This is a genomic window from Pseudomonas sp. 05N434, from assembly GCF_056396965.1.
The window spans coordinates 1-21,876 of record NZ_JBFTMK010000028.1 but is presented as its reverse complement, the minus strand read 5'-3'; the positions used below and the strand labels follow the sequence as shown (position 1 = coordinate 21,876).

At 60.8% G+C, this 21,876-nt stretch carries 18 protein-coding genes and 1 pseudogene; 15 read left to right on the top strand and 4 right to left on the bottom strand.

What is annotated here, in order from left to right; genetic code table 11:
* The 7 genes and pseudogenes from AC1DLB_RS03455 to ubiT form a co-directional block, all read left to right on the top strand.
* A partial coding sequence (locus tag AC1DLB_RS03455) for a sigma 54-interacting transcriptional regulator (protein ID WP_477784605.1) occupies positions 1 to 786 on the top strand: 786 nt, incomplete at its 5' end.
* Between the two features lie 99 nt (positions 787 to 885).
* A complete protein-coding gene (gene pdxH, locus AC1DLB_RS03450; protein WP_477784606.1) occupies positions 886 to 1,533 on the top strand; it encodes a pyridoxamine 5'-phosphate oxidase in 648 nt (215 codons plus the stop codon).
* A 162-nt stretch (positions 1,534 to 1,695) separates the two neighbouring features.
* Positions 1,696 to 2,250, top strand: a complete 555-nt coding sequence (gene moaB / locus AC1DLB_RS03445) for a molybdenum cofactor biosynthesis protein B (RefSeq protein ID WP_477743992.1) — start codon at positions 1,696 to 1,698, stop codon at positions 2,248 to 2,250.
* Positions 2,247 to 3,482, top strand: a complete 1,236-nt coding sequence (locus AC1DLB_RS03440; RefSeq protein ID WP_192351175.1) for a molybdopterin molybdotransferase MoeA — start codon at positions 2,247 to 2,249, stop codon at positions 3,480 to 3,482. Before moaB ends, AC1DLB_RS03440 begins: the two co-directional genes overlap by 4 nt.
* 214 nt (positions 3,483 to 3,696) lie before the next feature.
* On the top strand, positions 3,697 to 4,692 hold the full coding sequence (gene ubiU / locus AC1DLB_RS03435) for a ubiquinone anaerobic biosynthesis protein UbiU (protein ID WP_018927801.1): 996 nt from the start codon (positions 3,697 to 3,699) through the stop codon (positions 4,690 to 4,692).
* Positions 4,693 to 4,702: 10 nt separating this feature from the next.
* Positions 4,703 to 5,517, top strand: a pseudogene (locus AC1DLB_RS03430) (U32 family peptidase).
* The gene (gene ubiT, locus AC1DLB_RS03425; RefSeq protein ID WP_018927803.1) at positions 5,511 to 5,981 is read left to right on the top strand and encodes a ubiquinone anaerobic biosynthesis accessory factor UbiT; all 471 of its coding nucleotides are present in this window, start codon (positions 5,511 to 5,513) and stop codon (positions 5,979 to 5,981) included. The pseudogene AC1DLB_RS03430 and the gene ubiT overlap by 7 nt, the downstream one beginning before the upstream one ends.
* Positions 5,982 to 6,294: 313 nt before the next feature.
* Here ubiT and AC1DLB_RS03420 read toward each other — a convergent pair whose 3' ends face one another.
* From AC1DLB_RS03420 to AC1DLB_RS03405, 4 genes are all read right to left on the bottom strand, one after another.
* The gene (locus AC1DLB_RS03420; RefSeq protein ID WP_064617227.1) at positions 6,295 to 6,681 is read right to left on the bottom strand and encodes a putative zinc-binding protein; all 387 of its coding nucleotides are present in this window, start codon (positions 6,679 to 6,681) and stop codon (positions 6,295 to 6,297) included.
* Positions 6,682 to 6,755: 74 nt separating this feature from the next.
* Positions 6,756 to 7,430, bottom strand: a complete 675-nt coding sequence (locus tag AC1DLB_RS03415) for a Crp/Fnr family transcriptional regulator (protein ID WP_019649064.1) — start codon at positions 7,428 to 7,430, stop codon at positions 6,756 to 6,758.
* Between the two features lie 86 nt (positions 7,431 to 7,516).
* Positions 7,517 to 8,164 (bottom strand): two-component system response regulator NarL, encoded by a 648-nt coding sequence (narL, locus tag AC1DLB_RS03410; RefSeq protein WP_018927806.1) that lies wholly within the window; start codon positions 8,162 to 8,164, stop codon positions 7,517 to 7,519.
* Complete coding sequence (locus AC1DLB_RS03405) at positions 8,161 to 9,963, bottom strand: HAMP domain-containing protein (RefSeq protein WP_477784604.1); 1,803 nt, start codon at positions 9,961 to 9,963, stop codon at positions 8,161 to 8,163. Before AC1DLB_RS03405 ends, narL begins: the two co-directional genes overlap by 4 nt.
* Before the next feature lie 303 nt (positions 9,964 to 10,266).
* On the opposite strand from AC1DLB_RS03405, the gene AC1DLB_RS03400 reads away from it, so the two are divergent.
* The 8 genes from AC1DLB_RS03400 (at position 10,267) to moaA (ending at position 21,744) form a co-directional block, all read left to right on the top strand.
* The gene (locus AC1DLB_RS03400) at positions 10,267 to 11,571 is read left to right on the top strand and encodes an MFS transporter (protein WP_477743994.1); all 1,305 of its coding nucleotides are present in this window, start codon (positions 10,267 to 10,269) and stop codon (positions 11,569 to 11,571) included.
* The gene (locus AC1DLB_RS03395; protein ID WP_111454555.1) at positions 11,549 to 12,946 is read left to right on the top strand and encodes a NarK family nitrate/nitrite MFS transporter; all 1,398 of its coding nucleotides are present in this window, start codon (positions 11,549 to 11,551) and stop codon (positions 12,944 to 12,946) included. The genes AC1DLB_RS03400 and AC1DLB_RS03395 overlap by 23 nt, the downstream gene beginning before the upstream one ends.
* A gap of 68 nt (positions 12,947 to 13,014) precedes the next feature.
* A complete protein-coding gene (locus tag AC1DLB_RS03390; RefSeq protein WP_477743995.1) occupies positions 13,015 to 16,788 on the top strand; it encodes a nitrate reductase subunit alpha in 3,774 nt (1,257 codons plus the stop codon).
* A 1-nt stretch (position 16,789) separates the two neighbouring features.
* Positions 16,790 to 18,328 carry a nitrate reductase subunit beta gene (gene narH, locus AC1DLB_RS03385; RefSeq protein WP_018927811.1) on the top strand — a complete coding sequence of 513 codons (1,539 nt, stop codon included), beginning with the start codon at positions 16,790 to 16,792 and terminating at the stop codon, positions 18,326 to 18,328.
* A gap of 2 nt (positions 18,329 to 18,330) precedes the next feature.
* Positions 18,331 to 19,086 carry a nitrate reductase molybdenum cofactor assembly chaperone gene (gene narJ, locus AC1DLB_RS03380; RefSeq protein WP_138867333.1) on the top strand — a complete coding sequence of 252 codons (756 nt, stop codon included), beginning with the start codon at positions 18,331 to 18,333 and terminating at the stop codon, positions 19,084 to 19,086.
* The gene (gene narI, locus AC1DLB_RS03375) at positions 19,079 to 19,759 is read left to right on the top strand and encodes a respiratory nitrate reductase subunit gamma (RefSeq protein WP_018927813.1); all 681 of its coding nucleotides are present in this window, start codon (positions 19,079 to 19,081) and stop codon (positions 19,757 to 19,759) included. Before narJ ends, narI begins: the two co-directional genes overlap by 8 nt.
* A gap of 10 nt (positions 19,760 to 19,769) precedes the next feature.
* Entirely contained in the window at positions 19,770 to 20,726 is a 957-nt protein-coding gene (locus AC1DLB_RS03370) for a peptidylprolyl isomerase (RefSeq protein ID WP_477743996.1), read from the top strand.
* A gap of 25 nt (positions 20,727 to 20,751) precedes the next feature.
* Positions 20,752 to 21,744 (top strand): GTP 3',8-cyclase MoaA, encoded by a 993-nt coding sequence (gene moaA / locus AC1DLB_RS03365; protein WP_477743997.1) that lies wholly within the window; start codon positions 20,752 to 20,754, stop codon positions 21,742 to 21,744.
* Positions 21,745 to 21,876 lie beyond the last annotated feature (132 nt).

Here is a 21,876-nt window from a genome sequence, read left to right as displayed (position 1 = left end):
CTGGCAGAGAGTGAGTTGTTCGGGCATGTCAAAGGCGCCTTTTCCGGTGCTACGAGTGACCGTGCCGGACGCTTCGACGCCGCCAACGGTGGCACGCTGTTTCTCGATGAAGTCGGGGAGTTGCCCTTGAGTGTGCAAGCGAAATTGCTGCGCACCCTGCAAAACGGCGAGATCCAGCGCCTGGGCGCCGACAAGCCGTTGCACGTCGATGTGCGCATCATCGCCGCCACCAATCGGCACCTGCCGGACAGCATCCGCGATGGCTTGTTTCGCGCCGATCTGTATCACCGCCTCTCGGTGTACCCGGTGCCGATTCCAGYGCTGCGCGAGCGTGGTCACGATGTGTTGATGCTGGCCGGGCATTTTCTGGAGCTCAATCGGGCGCGGCTCGGCCTGCGAGGTTTGCGTTTGTCGCCGGCGGCGGAGCGAGCCTTGCTGGCATACACCTGGCCGGGCAATGTGCGCGAACTGGAGCATGTCATCAGTCGGGCCGCGTTGAAGCAGCTCAGTCGCGGGACGAGTCGCACATCGATCATGACGCTGGAGCCAGAGGTTCTCGATCTCGACAGCCCGGTGGCAGCATCGGGGGCAGAGGTCGAGCCATCCCGGGACATTACGGTTGATCTGCCGTTCCAGCCCCTGGGCGAAGCCGTCGATGATTACCAGCGCAAGAAGATCCTCGAGGCCCTGAGCCTGTCCGGGGACAACTGGGCCAGCGCCGCGCGAATGCTGGAAGTCGACCCCAGCAATTTGCACAAACTGGCGCGGCGCCTGCGTCTGAAGTAGGTCAGGGCGTTGTCGCTTCGACCCTCGGTGTTGATGGCGGTCAAGGTGGTATCGCGCAGTGCCTCGCACACTGCGCAAAACCTTCCGGAGATCACCGTCATGCCCCTGTCCCTGGCCCAAATGCGCCGTAACTACACCCTTAATGGCCTGCAAGATGAGGCTGCGCTGGACGATCCGTTGGCGATGTTCCGGCAATGGCTGCAACAGGCCCGCGACACCGAGTGCGCACCTGTCGAAGCCAATAGCATGGTGCTGGCGACGGTCGATGATGAAGGGCGGYCGCACTGCCGTGTGCTGTTGCTCAAAGGCTTGAGCGATGAAGGTTTTACTTTTTTCGGTAATTACCAGAGCGACAAGGGGCAGCAGCTGGCGGTCAATCCCTATGCCGCCATGACGTTTTTCTGGCCAGGGCTGGAGCGTCAAGTGCGCATCGAAGGCCAGGTGTCCAGGCTCGACCCGCAACTCTCGGATGCATACTTCGATTCCCGCTCGATGGCCAGTCGCCTGGGCGCCTGGGCTTCACCGCAAAGTCGTCCGTTGGCCAGTCGTGCCGCGCTGGAGTCGATGTTGGCGCAGACCATCAAGCGCTTCGTTGGCCAGACCGTCTCGCGCCCCGAACATTGGGGCGGTTATTGCCTGCACCCTGAACGTCTGGAGTTCTGGCAGGGCCGTGCCGACCGCTTGCATGACCGTCTCGATTACCGGTTGCGAGATGGTGCATGGCAACGGCGCCGCTTGGCGCCTTGAGCGACGAGTAAGTTCCCCCGTAGCAGCCTGCGGCAGCTGCTACGGGCTTGAGTCCCCCATTAATCCATAGACCCCGACGAGGTACCTCCTTGGAGGAATAGGCTCGTTCGCTATTCCGGTTCAGGCTTTGGGCCATACCCTCATCTACGGGAAAGCCTGGATATGGCCCATCTGACGCAACGCACGTTTGAACCCCTGAACATCGCCGTACTGACCATCAGCGATACGCGCACCTTTGACACCGACACTTCAGGACAGACCCTGGCGGATTTGCTGCAAACGGCCGGGCATGTGCTGATCGATCGTGGCCTGGTCAAGGACGACATTTATCAGATCCGCGCAACGGTCTCCCAGTGGATCGCCGACCCCCGGGTGCAAGTCATATTGATGACTGGCGGCACCGGTTTCACCGCTCGTGACAACACACCGCAAGCGGTGCTGCCACTGCTGGACAAACATGTGGAAGGCTTCGGCGAATTGTTCCGCCAGGTGTCGCTGGAGGAGATTGGCATGTCCAGTCTGCAGTCCCGGGCACTGGCCGGGATGAGTAACGGTGTACTGGTGTGCTGCGTTCCTGGCTCACCGGGTGCCTGCCGGACTGCCTGGAACAAGATTCTGCTCGAGCAACTGGACAGTCGCACCGGCCCGTGTAACTTCGCCCCGCATTTGAAAGCGCAAGCACAGCGGGTCATCGACGCCTGCGAGACACGCTCATGAGCGGCCGGGTGTGCGACCTCGGCAACCTGATGCCCGTGGACGAGGCCATCAGCCGTCTGCTCGACCAGGCGCCACCACCACCCCTGGCGCAAATGGTCCGTCTGGACCAGGCCATGGGGCGGGTGCTGGCGGTGGACATTCATTGCCCGGTGAACCTGCCGGCCTGGGACAACAGTGCCATGGACGGGTATGCCCTCAGGGCTGGTGACCTGCCAGCGGAAGGTGGCTGTTTGACGATTGGCGGGCGAATTGCGGCGGGGGATCAGGCGCGCTCGCCCTTGCTTGCGCAGCAAACGGTGCAGATCTTTACCGGCGCGCCATTGCCACCGGGTGCCGATACCGTCGTGCCGCAAGAGCGCTGCCGGGTCGAAGGCGAGCGAGTCTGGTTCCCGCCCGTAGCCGTTGGCGATCACGTGCGCAAGGAAGGGGAGGAAGTTCGCCGCGGGCATCTGCTGCTCAAGGCTGGCAAACGCCTGCGCGCACAAGAACTGGGGTTGCTGGCCGGCGCCGGGATCGCCCGGGTCGAGGTCTATAGGCCGTTGCAAGTGTGCCTGCTCAGCAGCGGTAATGAACTGCGCGAGCCGGGCGATTCCTTGGCACCGGGGCAGATCTACAACAGCAACCGGTATTGCCTTGCTGCGTTGTTGCGCGGCTGGGGCGTCGAGGTGCATGACTATGGCGTCATGGCCGATGAGTTGGTGGCCAGCCGGCATGCCTTGAGCCTGGCGTCTTCGGAATGCGACTTGCTGTTGAGCTCCGGTGGCGTGTCGGTCGGCGAGGAAGATCACCTCAAACAGGCCATCGAGGAACTGGGCAGTGTGGATTTCTGGCGGCTGGCCATCCAGCCGGGTAAGCCATTGGCCTATGGCGAAGTGGCCGGTAAACCGTGGATCGGTATGCCGGGAAACCCGTCAGGGGCGCTGATTACCGCGTTGGTGGTGGTGCGTCCGTTCCTGCTCCGGGCCCAGGGCGTGACTGACGTGCTGCCAGTGCCGTTGGCTGTACCCGCCGGGTTCGACTGGTTGCAGCGTAACAAGCGTCGACAATACCTGCGGGCCAGGTTGATTCCCGGTGCCGATGGCCAGTTGAGTGTGGAACTGCACCCTCAGCAAAGCTCGGCCATGTTGACCGCCGCGTGCTGGGCCGACGGGCTGGCGGTGATCGAGTGCGAGCAGCAAGTGCTCAAGCACGACAACGTGATGTTCCTGTCCTTCGCCGACCTGATGCAGTGATGGCAATTGATTGCCGTCAAGGCTGTGCCTGCCGGTCTGGCTAGACTGTGTGGCGAGGGAGCTTGCTCCCGCTGGGTCGCGAAGCGGCCCTGTTATTCAGGCCTGCTGCGCAGTCCAGCGTCGGAACGCCGCCCGGAGCAAGCTCGCTCGCCACAAGCGCATTCCAACCATGGCTGATCAGGCTCCGGACTGCGCTTTTTGATGAGGATTACCCATGCAACTGGTCTGCCCGGCAGGGAATCTGCCTGCGCTTAAAGCGGCGGTGCGCCAAGGCGCCGATGCCGTGTATGTCGGCTTTCGCGATGACACCAATGCCCGGCATTTCGCGGGGTTGAACATGGACGACAAACAGTTCGACGCCGCCGTCGCCCACATCCGCCAACATCAACGCAAACTCTACGTCGCGGTCAACACGTACCCACAACCCAAGGGGTGGGAGCGCTGGCAACGGGCGGTGGATCGTGCCGCCGATTTCGGCGTCGATGCGCTGATCGCCGCCGACCCCGGGGTGCTCGACTATGCCAGTCAGCGTCACCCGCAATTGGCCCTGCATCTGTCGGTTCAGGGGTCGGCAACCCATGCCGCGGCGCTGGAATTTTATGCGCAGCGCTACGGCATTCGTCGCGCGGTATTGCCACGGGTGTTGTCGTTGGCGCAGGTACGTCAAGTCGCCGCCAGCAGCTCGGTGCCCATCGAAGTCTTTGGCTTCGGCAGCTTGTGCATCATGGCCGAAGGGCGTTGCCACCTGTCTTCCTACATTACCGGTGAGTCGCCGAACCTGTGCGGTGTCTGTTCGCCAGCCAAAGCCGTGCGTTGGAGCGAGGACGCCGAAGGCTTGAGCGCGCGCCTCAGCGAAGTGCTGATCGATCGCTACACCCCTGACGAATCGGCCGGTTACCCGACCTTGTGCAAAGGCCGTTTTCTGGTCGATGGCAAACGCTTTCATGCGCTGGAGGAGCCCACCAGCCTCGACACCCTGGACTTGCTCCCGGAATTGACGGCCATTGGCGTCGAAGCGGTGAAAATCGAGGGCCGCCAACGCAGCCCGGCGTATGTCGAACAAGTCACCCGGGTCTGGCGCGCGGCATTGGATGCTCACCGTGGCGCGCCCGGCAGTTTTCGGGTCAAGGAAGAATGGCGTCAGGTGCTGGCCGGTTTGTCCGAAGGCAGCCAGACCACCCTGGGCGCTTATCATCGATCATGGCAATGAGGGACGCGACATGAAGCTCAGCCTGGGACCGGTCCTGTTTTATTGGGACAAAGAGCAACTCAGCAACTTTTACGCCGACATGTCGACCGTGCCCCTGGACGTGATTTATCTGGGGGAAACCGTGTGCTCCAAACGCCGGGCCTTTTCCCTGGATCAATGGCTGGGGCTCTCTCCAGCCTGCGCCGGCTGTGCGACAACGGCGAGTTGTTGGTGGAGGCCAACGACATGGGCGCGGTGCATTTCCTGGCCGAGCGCAAGTTACCTTTCGTGGGCGGCCCGGCGCTCAATCTGTACAACGGCCACTCATTGGCACAATTACTCGACAGCGGAATGACTCGCTGGGTGCCGCCCGTGGAGTGTTCGGCGACGCTGATCAGCGACGTGATCGGGCAAGTGCGCGAGCTGGGCCGTGCAGTGCCGGAAGTTGAAATCTTCGCCTATGGGCATCTGCCGTTGGCCTATTCCGCCCGCTGCTTCACTGCCCGTGCAGAAAACCGGCCCAAGGACGACTGCCGGTTCTGCTGCATCAACTACCCCGATGGCCTGGCGCTGACCAGCCAGGAGGGGCAACCACTGTTTACCCTTAACGGTATTCAAACGATGTCGGCCGAGGTGACCAACCTGCTGRCCGATTACGCCGGACTGGTGGCCTGTGGTGCCGATCTGTTGCGCTTGAGCCCTCGTGCTCAGGGCATGGACGAAGTGATCGCGGCCTATCAACGGGTTCGTCTGGGCGAAACACCGCCGCTGTTCGTCGAAGGTTGCAATGGCTATTGGCATGGTCAGGCCGGCATGCTGCGCGTCGAGGAGGTTGGCCTGTGCTGAATCGAAAGAAGTGGCTGTTGAAAGGCGCCGACCGGTTGTTGCCACTGGTGCGCCGGGTGCCTTTTGCCGTGCAGCGCCTGGCGTTGCAGCAGACGCTGAATCGCTGCCTCGCCGAGCCATTGCGCGAGGGCGAGTTCGAAGTGCTGCGCGGGCGCTGGCTGTGCTTGCGGATTCCGGACCTGGGTTTGTCCTGGTACCTGACACTCAGTCGTCAGGGCTTGCGGATTGCCGAGCACGCTACGGCGAACGTGACCATCAGCGGTAACTGGCGCGAATTTTTATTGCTGGCCAGCCGTCAGGAAGATCCGGACACGTTGTTCTTTCGCCGGCGACTGGTCATCGAGGGCGATACCGAACTGGGGCTGGCGCTGAAGAACCTGATCGACAGCCTTGACCCCGATGTTCTGCCTGTGTGGTTGTGGCGCAATCTGGAGCGGGCGGGGAAGGGCTTGGCGGCGGGATGACCAACGTAGATTAAATGTGGGAGCGAGCAGGTCGAATCGTCGCACCGCCGCTCCCACAGTTGGATTTTCGTTGGCCCTCAGGCCATCGTTTACTGTAATGCTGTTCACTTAAGCCGTAATGCGATCTGTAGCAGCTGTCGAGCCTGCGAGGCTGCGTTCGGCGGCGAAGCCGTCGTGAATCCGGCTAGTGCGGTCTGCCTGACACGCCGCAATCACTGGTTTGACGACGGCTTCGCCGCCGAACGCAGCCTTCGGCAGCTGCTACAAGGAATGCGTCGCGGCTGAAATTGCTTAAGTGAACAGCATTAATCGTTTACTGGCGGCTTCCGTGCTGTCGGGCATCACTGGCAATCAACTGCCTGATCCCTTCAAACAACTCATCACTCTGCGCCAGCGTGCAGTCCTCGCCATAGCGTTTGCGCAGCCCGTAGTGGCTGAGGATCAGGTGCACGTCCGCGTGCAGGCCATGTTGCTTGAGGCAGTTCTCGACGCATTGCAGCGGGCAGCCGTCCAGCGCGAAGATCCGGCGCCCCGAGCGCGCTTTGTTGACCAGCGCTGCCACATGCCCGCCGACACCAACGATGCAGGACATTTCAGCGAGACCACTGCGATCCAGGCGCACGGCCAGGGTGTTGGCCAGTTGGGCGACGTTGGAGCAGCCTGAGCAGGAGTAAACCAAAGGCAGGGTTGAACGGGGCATTTGCACTCTCCGTGGATGGGCTCTGTCAGTGTGCAAGAGGTGTGGATGGGTACCTTGATGACGGTCAATTCCGGCTATTGGAAAGCGGCCAGTTCCTCTTCAGCGAGGATGCTGATGTGGCGTCGTTCCATGGCAATCAGGCCGCTTTCCACCAGGCGATGCAGTATCCGCGAAAAGGTTTCCGGCTGAATTCCCAGCTTCGACGCCACCAGGCGTTTGGACATCTGCAAGACAATCTGGCCGGTCACCGGGTGGCGTTCCTGGAACAGGAAATTGATCACCCGACGGCTCGCACTGGCCATGGTCAAGGTATCGATGTCGCGCAGACGCAGGTGCAGGTGCACACTCATGCTCGCCAGGATAGCCAGGCAGACTTTTGGCTGGTCCTCCAGGGCATTGCGGTAATGGTTGCCGTCGATGCTCACCAGCACGCTGTCCTTCAGCGCGGTGGCGCTCACCGGATACAGACGAGCCTGGCTGAACAGCAAGGCTTCGGCAAAAGTCTGGCCGGGCTGAATGATCTCCACCAGGTTCTCCTGGCCTTCGCCGGTGAGCCGGTACAACTTGACCTGGCCGCTGACCAGCAGGAAAAAACGCCTTGCCGGATCCCCTTGATGCATGAGCGTGCTGTGACAACTCAGGCGTTTGAGCATGGCCAGGCTGCAGACTTCCTCGAAGACTTTCTCCGGCAGTTGGCTGAACAGATGATGACGGCGCAACGTTAAAACGATGGAAGGGTGAGTCAGCATGGCGTACCTCCGCTGACGACCATAGTAGAGAGCGCAGGCTCGATGACCTATGCCTCTGCAGGCCTACCTCCAAAGAGGAATACCCTTCAGCCGGCGTTGCGCAGATGTTCCATGGCCCACACCGCCGCCTCTACTCGTGAGCGCAAGCCGAGTTTGTGCAACAGGTTTTTGACGTGAACCTTGACCGTGCCTTCGGTGATGCCCAGTTTGTGCCCGATGACCTTGTTGCTGAAGCCGCTGGCGATGGTTTTCAGCACCTGACGCTCACGCTCGGTCAGTTCCACCACGGCCTGACGCGCAGGAGCACGCAGTGCTTGCGCCATGACTTGGGTCAGTCCCGGGCTGATCACCAGCGCGCCGTTCAGGGCATCGCGGATGTACTGAATCAACAGTTCGGGCTCCATGTCCTTGAGCAGATAGCCGTCGGCATCCAGGCGCAATGCATCGCGAATATCGTCTTCGGCGTCCGATACCGTAAACAGCAGGACTTTGCCGGTGTAGTGCATGGCTCGTAGCCGGCGCAGGGTTTCGATGCCATTCATTTGCGGCATGTTGTTGTCGAGCAAAACCAGGTCCGGCTGAAGCGGCTCAATCAGACTGAGTGCTTCTTCACCCTGGCTGGCTTCGCCGACGATCAGGAAATCATCTTCGAGTTCGAGCATCTGGCGAATGCCGTGACGCATCATCGGGTGATCGTCTACCAGCAGGATTTTGTGTTGTGGGGACGGGGTCATGTGGCGCTACCTTCTGTTTGCTGCCCGAGAAACTCCGGGTGGAATTCCAGTTGGACACGGGTGCCTTGGGGCTCCCTGGAAAATATCTGCAGTTGGCCGCGCAGGCTGCGAGCCCGCTCATCCATGATGTTCAGGCCGTGGTGTTCGCGCTGGTCGACATTGCCACTGAACCCACGCCCGTCGTCTTCGACCGACAACCTGACGGTCTCGCCATCCTGGCGCAGTTGCAGCCAGGCGTTTTGCGCATGGGCGTGGCGCAGGCAGTTGGAGAGCGCCTCGCGGGTGATCTGCAAAATGTGGATTTGTTCGCTGGCCGATAGCTGAAAGGCCAGCGTGTCGACGTGCAGGTGCACCTGGAGTTCTCCGCGACGGGAAAACTCCTCGGCCGTGTCCTTGAGTTCCTGTACCAGTCCCGCGTCGTGAATCTGCAAGCGAAACGTGGTCAGCAACTCGCGCAACTGGCGATAGGCATTGTTCAGTCCCTCGCGCAATTCGCTGGTGACGGTTTCCAGGGTCTGGACCGGTTCGCCCCGGCGCATCAGGGTTTGCATGCGGCTGACTTGCAGCTTCATGTAGGACAGGGCCTGGGCCAGTGAATCGTGCAGCTCGCGGGCGATGATCGTGCGTTCTTCGAGCAGCAGCAGGCGATGATCCTGTTCCCGTTGACGCTTGAGCGAGAGCGAGGTGCCGATCAGATTGGCCAGGGCCTGGATCAGTTGGGTTTCCCAGGCTTGCATGGGGTGCCCGTCGACAAAGTGCGCCTTGAGTTCCCCCAGTTCACTGCCCTGGTTGCTGATGCTGAAGATTTGCGGGTTGGTTTTAGGGTGTCGCTGGCACGTGGCGCAGTCGCTGCTGGCACAGACTTCCCGGATGTTCGCGCCATGCAGGGCGAGCAACTGCTGGGCCGGTGCCTGCAACTGTCCCTGCAGGCACAGCGACAGGCGCAAGCCGGGCAGGCGTTGCTGGAAGCGCCGAATCAACTCATCCAGGCCTTCGGCATTGGCCAGGCGTGTGGCCAGGCTTCGGCTGCTTTGATACAGAAGCTCCAGGGCGGCATTGGCTTGTTGCAGGTTCAGGGTTTTTTGCCGGACCTGACTTTCCAGGGTGCGATGCGACTCTTCGATCGTCTCGGCCATGGTGTTGAAACTCATGGCCAACTGGCCCAGCTCATCCTCGGACTGCTGGTTGACCCGCACCTTGAAGTCGCCGCGACGAAAGCGCTGGGTTGCATCCACCAACTCCTTCAAAGGGGTAACGACGCCGTACTGCAGTTCGTAGAGCCCGAGCAGCAGGACGATCATGGTGGTGAACAGGGCCAGGCCCTGGATCGCCTGTTGCCAACCTTGCTTTTGTTCGCTTTGGCGCTGCAACAGATCGACGAACTGGTTCAGTTGCTCAACGAAGGACTGCGCCTGAGCCTGAAAGGCCGCCGCATCGCCGCGCTCCAGGGCCGGACGCAAATCCTCATTCCAGTGTTGCTGGATTTGCCCATAACTGAGTTGCAATGCGGTGGTCGGGCCATCTTCCAGTACCGCTTTGAGAGAGTGGCTGTCCAAGCGGTTTTGCAGGCTGTCGATGATGGTGGTGATTTCTTCGTCGGCGACGCCAGCGGCGAGTTTCCAGCTCAGGTGATAGGTCTCCATGCGCACCGAGCCTGCGGTGTTGATGGCAGCGGCATCGCCCTGGCTGAACCAGGCGATCAGCCCGGCGCTCAATGAACTGGCGAGCGCCAGCACGGCGATCAGGATCACCGCCAGCCCGGCGCGAGCGGGCAGGGAGCTGCGCAACCAGCGGATCATCGGCGCAGGTCCGGGAAAGCGATAAGAAAACAGAGCATGCACGTTCCAGCGTGGGGTTTTGCCGCCGTTCCTGGGCGAGCTACCTCTAAAGAGTTGTCGACAGTTCCTTGTCGGCAAAAGCGTGGGTTGAAACCCTTAACAAGCTGATAAATAAAGGTTTTCAAGGTTTTCTTGCACTACCTCCTTGGAGGTAGGCGGGCTAAGCATAGGCTTAGGCCCTCATGGGCATCGTTGACCTGGGTCAAGTTTTTGCGGGGTTTGCCTCTCTAGTCTGCCGCCATGGCTAATTGACGGGAGAGCATTGTGACCCAACCGCGTGTACGACAAGGCTTGGTGCTGGGCATGAGCACGCTGGCCTTCACTGTGTGCTTCATGGTCTGGATGATGTTTGCCGTGCTCGGCGTGCCGATCAAGGAATTGCTCCAGCTCAACGAAACCCAATTCGGCCTGCTGGCCGCGACCCCGGTGCTGACCGGCTCGCTGGTGCGTTTGCCGCTGGGGTTGCTGACCGACCGATTTGGCGGGCGCTGCGTGTTTTTCCTGCTGATGCTGACTTGCGTCACGCCGCTGTACTTGATCAGTCACGCCACCGCCTACTGGCAGTTCCTGGTACTGGGTTTGTTCGTCGGCCTGGCCGGTGGCTCGTTTTCCGTTGGGATTGCCTACGTCGCCAAATGGTTCGACAAGGAGAACCAGGGCTTCGCCATGGGCATCTTCGGTGCCGGTAACGCCGGGTCGGCGGTGACCAAGTTCCTGGCCCCGGCGCTGATCGCCGCCGGCAGCTGGCAGCTGGTGCCGAAAGTCTTCAGTGCGATCTTGTTTATCACTGCGCTGCTGTTCTGGTTCCTGACCTCAGAAAACAAGGGCCATCGTAGTGCCACGGGCGCCAGCTTGCGTGAGCAACTGCGCTCACTGAAAGATCCTGCGGTGTGGCGCTACTGCCAGTACTACTCGATCGTCTTCGGCGGCTACGTTGCCCTGGCACTGTGGATGACCAAGTACTACGTGCAGGAATACGGTTTCAGCTTGCAAAGCGCGGCGCTGCTGGCGGCCTGTTTTTCCCTGCCCGGCGGCGTACTGCGTGCCGTCGGCGGTTGGATGTCGGATCGCTGGGGGGCGCAAAGCGTGACCTGGTGGGTGTTGTGGGTCAGCTGGATCTGCCTGTTCCTGCTCTCGTATCCCCAGACCCAACTGCAAGTGCAGACCATCGACGGCCCGCTGGATTTCCACATTGGCCTGAGCCCCGCGTTGTTCACCGTGCTGCTGTTCGTCATGGGCATCGCCTTCGCATTCGGCAAGGCCTCGGTTTTCAAATACATCGCCAATGAATACCCGAAAAACATGGGCGCGGTGTCCGGCATCGTTGGCCTGGCGGGTGGCCTGGGCGGTTTCGTGCTGCCGATCCTGTTCGGCGCCCTGGTGGACCTCACCGGCGTGCGCTCTTCCTGCTTCATGTTGATGTACGGCGTGGTCTGGGTCTCCCTCACCTGGATGTACTTCAGCGAAATACGCAAAAGCCCGGTGCTTGGTAAAGAGCCGCTGCTGATCCCGTCCCCGATTTCCAGCATTGCCCAAGGAGAAGAACATGTCCGTTCTGCAAACGCCTGACAAAGGCCCGGTCATTCATGACTGGCGCCCCGAGGACCCCGCGTTCTGGGGAAGTAGCGGCAAACAGACCGCCACTCGCAACTTGTGGATTTCCATTCCTGCGCTGTTGTTGGCCTTTGCGGTGTGGATGGTCTGGAGCACGGTGATTGTGCGCTTGAACGCCATCGGCTTCAGCTTCACCACCGACCAACTGTTTTGGCTGGCGGCATTGCCGGGGCTGTCCGGTGCGACCTTGCGGGTCTTCTATTCCTTTATGGTGCCGATCTTCGGCGGCCGGCGCTGGACTGCCCTGAGCACCGCGTCGCTGCTGTTGCCATCGATCTGGATGGGCTTCGCCGTGCAGGACCCGAGCACCTCATACAGCGTGTTCGTAGTGATTGCCTTGCTCTGCGGTTTCGGTGGCGGCAACTTCGCCTCGAGCATGTCCAACATCAGCTTCTTCTATCCCAAGTCCCAACAGGGCACAGCTCTGGGCCTCAACGCCGGACTGGGCAACCTGGGCGTCTCGGTGATGCAGTTCTGCGTGCCGCTGGTGATTACCTTCGGTGTGTTCGGCTTCATGGGTGGCTCGCCGCAAGCGTTGCCGGACGGCGGTCAGTTGTGGCTGCAGAACGCCGGGTTCATCTGGGTGCCATTTATCGTCCTGGTGACAGTGTTGGCCTGGTTCGGCATGAATGACCTGTCCAGCGCCCGGGCCTCGTTCAGCGAACAGGCGGTGATCTTCAAGCGCAAGCACAACTGGCTGATGTGCTGGTTGTACCTGGCGACCTTCGGTTCGTTCATCGGCTTTTCCGCCGCGTTTCCGCTGCTGATCAAAACCTCCTTTCCGGATGTCATTGCCTTGAAATTCGCCTTCCTCGGCCCACTGGTTGGCGCTCTGGTGCGGCCATTGGGTGGCTGGCTGGCGGACAAGCTCGGTGGCGCGAAAGTGACCCTGTGGAACTTCGTGGCKATGATCGCGATGGTCTTCGGCGTGATGCACTTCTTGCCGCAGAACGGCGCGGGCGGCAGCTTCTACGGCTTCCTCGGCTTGTTCATGCTGCTGTTCATCACCACTGGCGTGGGCAACGGCTCCACCTTCCGGATGATCCCGGTGATCTTCCGCACGCAGCACGAAAAAGCCTCGGCCGGGAAATCGCCAGCCGTGCGTGAACAGGCGCTCAAGGATGCCGGCAAGGAATCGGCCGCCGTCCTGGGCTTCAGTTCGGCCATGGGCGCCTTCGGTGCGTTCTTCATTCCCAAATCCTTCGGCACTTCGATGGCCCAGACCGGCGGCCCTGAGATGGCCTTCTACATGTTCGTCGTTTTTTACCTGAGCTGCATCGTGGTGACCTGGTGGTGGTACGCGCGCAAAGGCGCCGCGACACCCTGCTGAGACGACCTGAATCCAACCATTGCGTGGGCGGGGCGCAGAACCCCGCAGCAAGCCTGAGAGGACACACCGTGAGTCATTTACTGGATCAACTGCGGTTTTTCAATCGCAAGCAAAACGAGTTTTCCGATGGTCATGGAGAGACTCGCAAAGAGTCTCGCGACTGGGAGAACGTCTACCGTTCGCGCTGGCAGTACGACAAGATCGTGCGTTCCACCCATGGGGTGAACTGCACCGGCTCGTGCTCGTGGAAAATCTACGTCAAGAACGGCCTGATCACCTGGGAAACCCAGCAGACCGATTACCCGCGCACTCGCAACGATTTGCCTAACCACGAACCCCGCGGTTGCCCGCGTGGCGCCAGTTACAGCTGGTACATCTACAGCGCCAACCGCCTCAAGTACCCGAAAATCCGCAAGCCGTTGCTCAAGCTCTGGCGCGAGGCGCGGCAGACCATGGCGCCGGTGGAAGCCTGGGCCAGCATTGTCGAGAACAAGGCCAAGGCCGACTCCTATAAAAGCAAGCGCGGCATGGGGGGCTTCATTCGCTCCAACTGGGAGGAAGTCAACGAGATCATTGCCGCGTCCAACGTCTACACCATCAAGCAATACGGCCCGGACAGGATCGTCGGTTTCTCGCCGATTCCGGCCATGTCGATGGTCAGCTATGCCGCGGGTTCGCGTTATCTGTCGCTGATCGGCGGTGCGTGCCTGAGTTTCTATGACTGGTACTGCGACTTGCCACCGGCCTCGCCGATGGTCTGGGGCGAGCAAACCGACGTGCCGGAATCGGCCGACTGGTACAACTCCAACTACATCATTGCCTGGGGCTCCAACGTCCCGCAGACCCGTACCCCCGATGCGCACTTTTTTACCGAAGTCCGTTACAAGGGCACCAAGACCGTCGCCATCACCCCCGACTACTCGGAAGTCGCCAAGCTCACCGACCTGTGGCTCAACCCCAAGCAGGGTACCGATGCGGCGCTGGCCCAGGCGTTCAATCATGTGATCTTCAAAGAGTTTCACCTGGACAAACCGAGCGCGTATTTCACCGACTACGCCAAGCGCTTCACCGATTTGCCGGTGCTGGTGCTGCTCAAACAAATGGTCGACAAGGCGCCGGGCGCCGGTTACCAGCCGGACCGTTTCTTGCGCGCCTCGGACCTTACCGACAACCTCGGCCAGGAAAACAACCCGGAATGGAAAACCATCGCGCTGGATGTCAGCGGTGAACTGGTTTCTCCTCAGGGCTCCATCGGTTATCGCTGGGGCGAGAAGGGCAAGTGGAACATCCTGCCTCGTGAAGGCGGCGAAGGGCGTGAGATCGATCTGAAGCTGAGCCTGATCGGCGATGACATCGCCGAAGTGGCGTTCCCGTATTTCGCTGGCGAGTCCCACGAGCACTTCCAGCACGTCGCTGGCGATGCCGTGCAATACCGCCGCGTGCCGGTGCACAACGTGGTACTGGCCGATGGCAGTGTGGCCAAAGTCGCCACTGTGTTCGACCTGTCGGCCGCCAATCTGGCGATCGATCGTGGCCTGGGTGGCGCTAACGTCGCCAAGGACTACAACGACGCAAGCGTACCCGGCACCCCGGCCTGGCAGGAGCAGATCACCGGCGTCAGCCGCGAGAAAGCGATCCAGATCGCCCGCGAGTTCGCCGATAACGCCGACAAGACCAAGGGGCGCTCGATGATCATCGTCGGCGCGGCGATGAACCACTGGTACCACATGGACATGAACTACCGCGGGCTGATCAACATGCTCATGCTCTGCGGGTGTGTCGGCCAGACCGGTGGCGGTTGGGCGCACTATGTCGGTCAGGAAAAACTGCGTCCGCAATGCGGCTGGCTGCCCCTGGCGTTCGGCCTGGACTGGAACCGTCCGCCACGGCAGATGAACGGCACCAGCTTCTTCTACGCCCACAGTTCGCAATGGCGCCACGAGAAGATGAGCATGCACGACGTGCTCTCGCCGCTGGCCGATAAATCACAGTTTCCCGAGCATGCCCTGGACTACAACATCCGTGCCGAACGCGCCGGCTGGTTGCCCAGCGCACCGCAACTCAACACCAACCCGCTGCACATTTGCCGCGATGCCGCGGCAGCCGGCATGGACCCGAAAGACTACGTGGTCAAGTCGCTGCAAGACGGCTCGCTGCGCTTCTCCTGCGAACAGCCGGACAGCCCGGTGAACTTCCCGCGCAACATGTTTATCTGGCGTTCCAATCTGCTGGGCTCCTCGGGCAAGGGCCACGAGTACATGCTCAAGTACCTGCTCGGCACCAAGAACGGGGTGATGAACGAAGACATCGGCCAGGTCGGCGATTGCAAACCCGAAGAAGCCGAATGGGTGGACGAGGGCGCCATCGGCAAGCTCGATCTGGTCACCACGCTGGATTTCCGCATGTCCTCGACCTGCGTCTATTCCGACATCGTCTTGCCGACCGCGACCTGGTACGAAAAGGACGACATGAACACCTCGGACATGCACCCGTTCATTCACCCGTTGTCGGCCGCCATCGACCCGGCGTGGGAATCGCGTTCCGACTGGGAAATCTACAAAGGCATCGCCAAGGCCTTTTCCAGCATGGCTGAAGGGCATCTGGGCGTTGAGAAGGACCTGGTGACCATCCCGCTGATGCACGACAGCGTCGGTGAACTGGCTCAACCTTTTGGCGGCACCGACTGGAAAAGCGCCGGCGTGGCCCCGGTGCCAGGCAAGAACGCGCCGAACCTGCATGTGGTGGAGCGTGATTACCCGAACATTTACAAGCAGTTTTCCTCGCTGGGGCCATTGCTGGAAAAACACGGTAACGGTGGCAAGGGCATCAACTGGAACACCGACGCCGAAGTGAAATTCCTCGGTGCGCTCAATCACCGCGAAGGGGCTGCCGGGATCAGTCATGGTCGGCCGAAAATCGACTCGGCGATCGATGCTGCTGAAGTGATTCTGTCCCTGGCGCCGGAAACCAATGGCCACGTCGCCGTCAAGGCCTGGGCTGCGTTGTCGGAATTTACCGGCATCGATCACAGCCACCTGGCGTTATCCAAGGAACACGAGGCGATCCGATTCCGCGACATTCAGGCGCAGCCGCGCAAGATCATTTCCAGCCCTACCTGGTCGGGTCTCGAAGACGATCACGTCAGCTACAACGCCGGCTACACCAACGTTCACGAAGCCATCCCATGGCGCACCATCACCGGTCGCCAGCAGTTCTACCAGGATCACCCGTGGATGCAGGCATTCGGCGAGCAACTGATGAGTTACCGCCCGCCGGTCAACACCCGCACCATTGCAGGGGTGAAAGGCAAGCGCAGCAACGGCGAGACCGAAATCGTCCTGAACTGGATTACTCCGCACCAGAAATGGGGCATCCACAGCACTTACAGCGACAACCTGCTGATGCTGACCCTCAGCCGCGGCGGGCCGATTGTCTGGCTCTCGGAGAACGACGCGAAACGCGCCGGCATCGAAGACAACGACTGGATCGAATGCTTCAACGCCAACGGCGCGCTGACCGCACGAGCGGTGGTCAGCCAGCGGGTCAAGGACGGCATGGTGATGATGTACCACGCCCAGGAACGGATCGTGAACGTGCCTGGTTCGGAAACCACCAAGACCCGTGGCGGCCACCACAACTCGGTCACCCGCGTGGTGCTCAAACCGACCCACATGATCGGCGGCTATGCACAGCAGGCCTACGGTTTCAACTATTACGGCACGGTCGGTTGCAACCGCGATGAATTCGTCGTGGTACGCAAAATGGCCAAAGTCGACTGGCTCGATGGCTCAAACGGCGATGACCTGCCGCGTCCTCTGCCGACCGATATCGAGGAGAACTGAGATGAAGATTCGCTCACAGATCGGCATGGTGCTGAACCTGGACAAGTGCATCGGTTGCCACACTTGTTCGATTACCTGCAAGAACGTCTGGACCAGCCGCGAAGGCATGGAATACGCCTGGTTCAACAACGTCGAATCGAAACCCGGCATCGGTTACCCGAAAGAATGGGAAAACCAGGACAAGTGGAAGGGCGGCTGGATCCGCAATGCCAACGGCACGATCAACCCGCGCATCGGCGGTAAATTCCGGGTCTTGGCGAATATTTTCGCCAACCCGGACCTGCCGAGCCTCGACGATTACTACGAACCGTTCGACTTCGATTACCAGCACCTGCATACCGCGCCGCTGGGCGAGCATCAGCCCACTGCGCGCCCGCGTTCGCTGATCTCTGGCAAGCGCATGGAGAAAATCGAATGGGGCCCGAACTGGGAAGAAATCCTCGGCACCGAATTCGCCAAGCGCCGCAAGGACAAGAACTTCGACAAGATCCAGGCGGACATTTACGGCGAATACGAAAACACCTTCATGATGTATTTGCCGCGCCTGTGCGAGCACTGCCTCAACCCGGCGTGCGCAGCGTCGTGCCCGAGCGGGGCGATCTACAAGCGTGAAGAAGACGGCATTGTGCTGATCGACCAGGAAAAATGCCGTGGCTGGCGGATGTGCATCAGCGGCTGCCCGTACAAGAAGATCTATTTCAACTGGAAAAGCGGCAAGTCCGAGAAGTGCATCTTCTGCTACCCGCGTATCGAAGCCGGGATGCCGACTGTTTGCGCCGAAACCTGTGTCGGGCGTATCCGTTACCTCGGTGTGCTGCTGTATGACGCCGACCGCATCAGCGAAGTGGCGAGCACCGCCAATGAGCAAGACCTGTACGAGAAACAACTGGAGATCTTCCTCGATCCGAATGACCCGGCAGTGATTCGCCAGGCCCTGGCCGATGGCGTACCGCAGTCGGTGATTGATTCCGCCCAGCGTTCGCCGGTCTACAAAATGGCCGTGGACTGGAAACTCGCACTGCCGCTGCACCCGGAATACCGCACCTTGCCAATGGTCTGGTACGTGCCGCCGCTGTCGCCGATCCAGAACGCCGCCACTGCCGGCACCGTGGGCATGAACGGGGTGATCCCGGATGTCGACAGCCTGCGTATTCCACTGAAGTACCTGGCGAACCTGCTGACAGCGGGCGATGAAAAACCGGTCAAGCGCGCACTTAAACGCTTGCTGGCGATGCGCGCCTACAAACGTTCCGAGCAAGTCGATGGCGTTCAGGACCTGCAAGTGTTGAAGGACGTCGGCTTGAGCGTGGCCCAGGTCGAAGAGATGTATCGCTACCTGGCGATTGCCAACTATGAAGACCGCTTTGTGGTACCGAGTGCCCACCGTGAAGACGCCATGAGCGACGCCTTTGCCGAGCGCTCCGGTTGCGGCTTCAGTTTCGGCAGCGGTTGCAGCGGCAGCTCCGACACCAACATGTTCGGAGCGAAGAAAGCCAACCGCCGCGACGTCCTGAAAACCGTCCAGTTGTGGGAGGAATGAGCATGCAAATTCTCAAAGTGATTTCGCTGCTGCTCGACTATCCGACCGAGACGCTGATTGGCGGGCGCGACGAACTGGAGCAAGCGATTATCCAGTCACGGGAAATCAGCCCTAAACAGCGCGGTGCGTTGTTCGAATTGCTGGAGTTGATCTGCGCCAATGACCTGATGGACGGGCAGGAGCACTACGGCGCGCTGTTCGGCCGGGGGCGTTCGCTGTCGTTGCTGTTGTTCGAGCATGTGCACGGCGAATCCCGCGATCGTGGCCAGGCCATGGTCGACATGATGGCGCAATACGAAGCCGCCGGTTTTGCCATCGGCGTCAAGGAGCTGCCGGACTATATCCCGCTGTACCTGGAGTTCCTGTCCACCCGCGAAGACCTCGAGGCCCGCGAGGGCCTGGCGGATGTTTCGCACTTGCTGGCCTTGCTCGCGGCGCGTCTGGAAGAGCGCGAAAGCGCCTATGCCAGTTGCTTCCGGGCGTTGCTGCAAATCGCCGGGGCCGAGCCGCATCAGGCGGTGGCCGACCTGCGGGCGCAGGTGGCGTCGGAACCGCGCGACGACTCCCTCGAAGCCCTCGACAAGATCTGGGAAGAGGAGGCCGTGGACTTTCTCCAGGCCGAACAGCAAGACCGTTGCAGTTCGTTGCCTGGCGCCCCGGGCAAGGCCCGGGAAGAAAGCGCCGTGCCGTTGCACTGGGTGGATTTTCAGCATGAAGGGTTGGCCACCGTGCCAGCCAAGGAGGTAGGCAATGTCTAAATGGAACCTGTTGTTGTTCGGGATCTATCCCTATGTCGCTTTGGCGATTTGCCTGATTGGCAGTTGGGCCCGTTTCGATCTGTCGCAGTACACCTGGAAGGCTGGCTCCAGCCAGATGCTCAACCAGCGCGGCATGCGCGTGGCGAGCAACCTCTTCCACATCGGTGTGCTGTTTGTACTGGCCGGGCATTTCGTCGGCCTGCTGACGCCTGCATCGGTTTATCACCATGTGATCAGCACCGAGAACAAGCAGTTGCTGGCGATGGTCTCCGGCGGGCTCTTCGGCCTGCTGTGCCTGATCGGCTTGCTGATGCTGGTCAATCGGCGGCTCACCGATCCTCGGGTACGTGCCGCCTCCAGCGCTTCGGACATTTTGATTCTGCTGGTGCTGCTGGTGCAGTTGCTGCTCGGTTTGCTGACGATTGCAGCGTCCACCGCGCACATGGACGGTTCGGTGATGGTGATGCTCGCCGACTGGGCGCAGAACACCGTGCTGTTGCGGCCGATGGAAGCGGCGGCGTCCATTGCGCCGGTCGGGCTGACCTACAAGCTGCATGTGTTTCTAGGCTTGACCCTGTTCGTGTTGTTCCCCTTCACCCGTCTCGTACACATCGTCAGTGCACCGATCTGGTACCTGGGGCGTCGTTATCAAATCGTTCGGCAGAAAGTCTGAGGAGAACATCATGTCAGGTGGATGTGGATGTGGCGGCGGTAACGGCGGCAGCGGTGGCTGCGGTTCTTCTAAAAATGCAGAGCTTACGGTGCCGGAAGTTGTCGACATCGCGCAGTTTGAAGCACTGCCGGTCGAGCCGGCGGCGGCCGAAGACGCCCCGGTGCAGTTGATCGCCAGCAGCGAACAGGAGTGGCCGATCATCAGCGTCAACGGGGTGTCGATCACGCCTGAGGCAATGGCCCAGCAGCTGCAATATCACCCGGCCGAAAGCCGTGAAGAGGCGGTCTATCTGGCCGCCAGGGCACTGGTGATCCGCGAATTGTTGCAGCAGCGCATTGCCGAACTCGGCCTGGCGCTGGAGATCGGCGCTGGTGAGAACGAAGAAGAAGCGGCCACGCGTTTGTTGCTCGAACGCGAGGTGCACGTGCCGCAGTGCGACGAGGAAACCAGCCTGCGCTACTACGAAAACAATCGCGGGCGCTTTCACAGCGCGCCGTTGCTGGCGGTGCGACACATCCTGCTCGAGTGCGCGCCGGATGATGTCGAGGCTCGCAGCCTTGCGCATGCTCAGGCCGAGATATTGCTGCAACGTCTGGAGGATTTCCCCGGCAGTTTCGCCGAGCTGGCGGTGAAATATTCGGCCTGCCCGTCGAAGGCTCAAGGCGGTTCTCTGGGGCAGATCAGCAAGGGCCAGACCGTGCCGGAACTGGAGCGTCAGCTGTTCACGCTGGCGCCCGGCCTGGCCAGTAAACCGCTGGAAAGTCGCTACGGCTGGCATGTGGTGAGTGTCGATCAGCGGATTGAAGGCATGCCGTTGCCTTATGAAGTGGTGTCGACGGCGATCCGCACGCAGTTGCAGCAGGGCGTCTGGCAAAAAGCGCTGGTGCAGTACCTGCAAACCCTGATCGGAGCGGCGGATATTCGTGGCATCCACTTGCAGGGCGCCGACTCACCGCTGGTGCAGTGAGCATCGAGACAAACCGGGAGATGTGATGAACGCTGTCATGCAGGATGGTTTTGGACGGCAGATCGATTATCTGCGGATGTCGGTGACGGACCGTTGTGATTTTCGCTGTGTGTATTGCATGGCGAAAAACATGACCTTCCTGCCGCGTCAGCAGGTCCTGACGCTGGAGGAATTGCAGCGCCTGGCAACGTTGTTCGTCGGGTTGGGCGTCCGCAAAATCCGCCTCACCGGCGGCGAGCCGCTGATTCGTCCGGGCATTGTCGAACTGTGCCGCAACATCGCCGCATTGCCCGGTTTGCGCGAACTGGTGATGACCAGCAACGGCTCGCAGTTGGGCCGTCTGGCCCGGCCGTTGGCGGAGGCAGGCGTCAAGCGAATGAACATCAGCCTCGATAGTCTGGACGGACAGAAGTTTCGCGCAATCACACGCAACGGCGATCTCGATCARGTGCTGGGTGGCATTGAAGCGGCGCGGGACGCGGGGTTTGAGCGGATCAAGCTCAACTGCGTGGTGATGAAGGGGCGCAACTTCGATGAAGTCCCGGCGTTGGTGCAGTACGCCATCGATCAGCACATCGATATCAGTTTCATCGAAGAAATGCCGTTGGGCGATGTCGGCAGGTCACGGGGTGAATCGTTTTGTTCCAGCGATGAGGTCCGGGCGCTGATCGCCAGTGGTCACCGGTTGCTCGACAGCACTGAAAACAGCGGCGGACCGGCGCGCTATGTGCGTCTGGAACGCCATCCCGATACCCGGATCGGTTTCATTTCACCCAACAGCCATAACTTCTGCGGCACCTGCAACCGGGTGCGGATGACCGTTGAAGGGAAGCTTTTGCTCTGTCTGGGCCAGGACGACGCGTTGGATTTGCGTGGATTGCTGCGGCGTTATCCGCTGGACGACCAGCCGCTGATCAATGCGGTGCAAAAGGCTTTGCGCGGCAAGCCATTGCGCCACGACTTCAACCCCGAAGGGGAGGTGCAGATTGTGCGGTTCATGAACATGAGTGGCGGTTGAGCTGTTCTGTTAAGGAAAGAGTTTGCTAAACACAATACTTGTGGCGAGGGAGCTTGCTCCCGCTGGGTTGCGAAGCAACCCTAAATGAGGCACCACGATTATTCAGACAAATCGAGCTTGCAGGATTGCGAC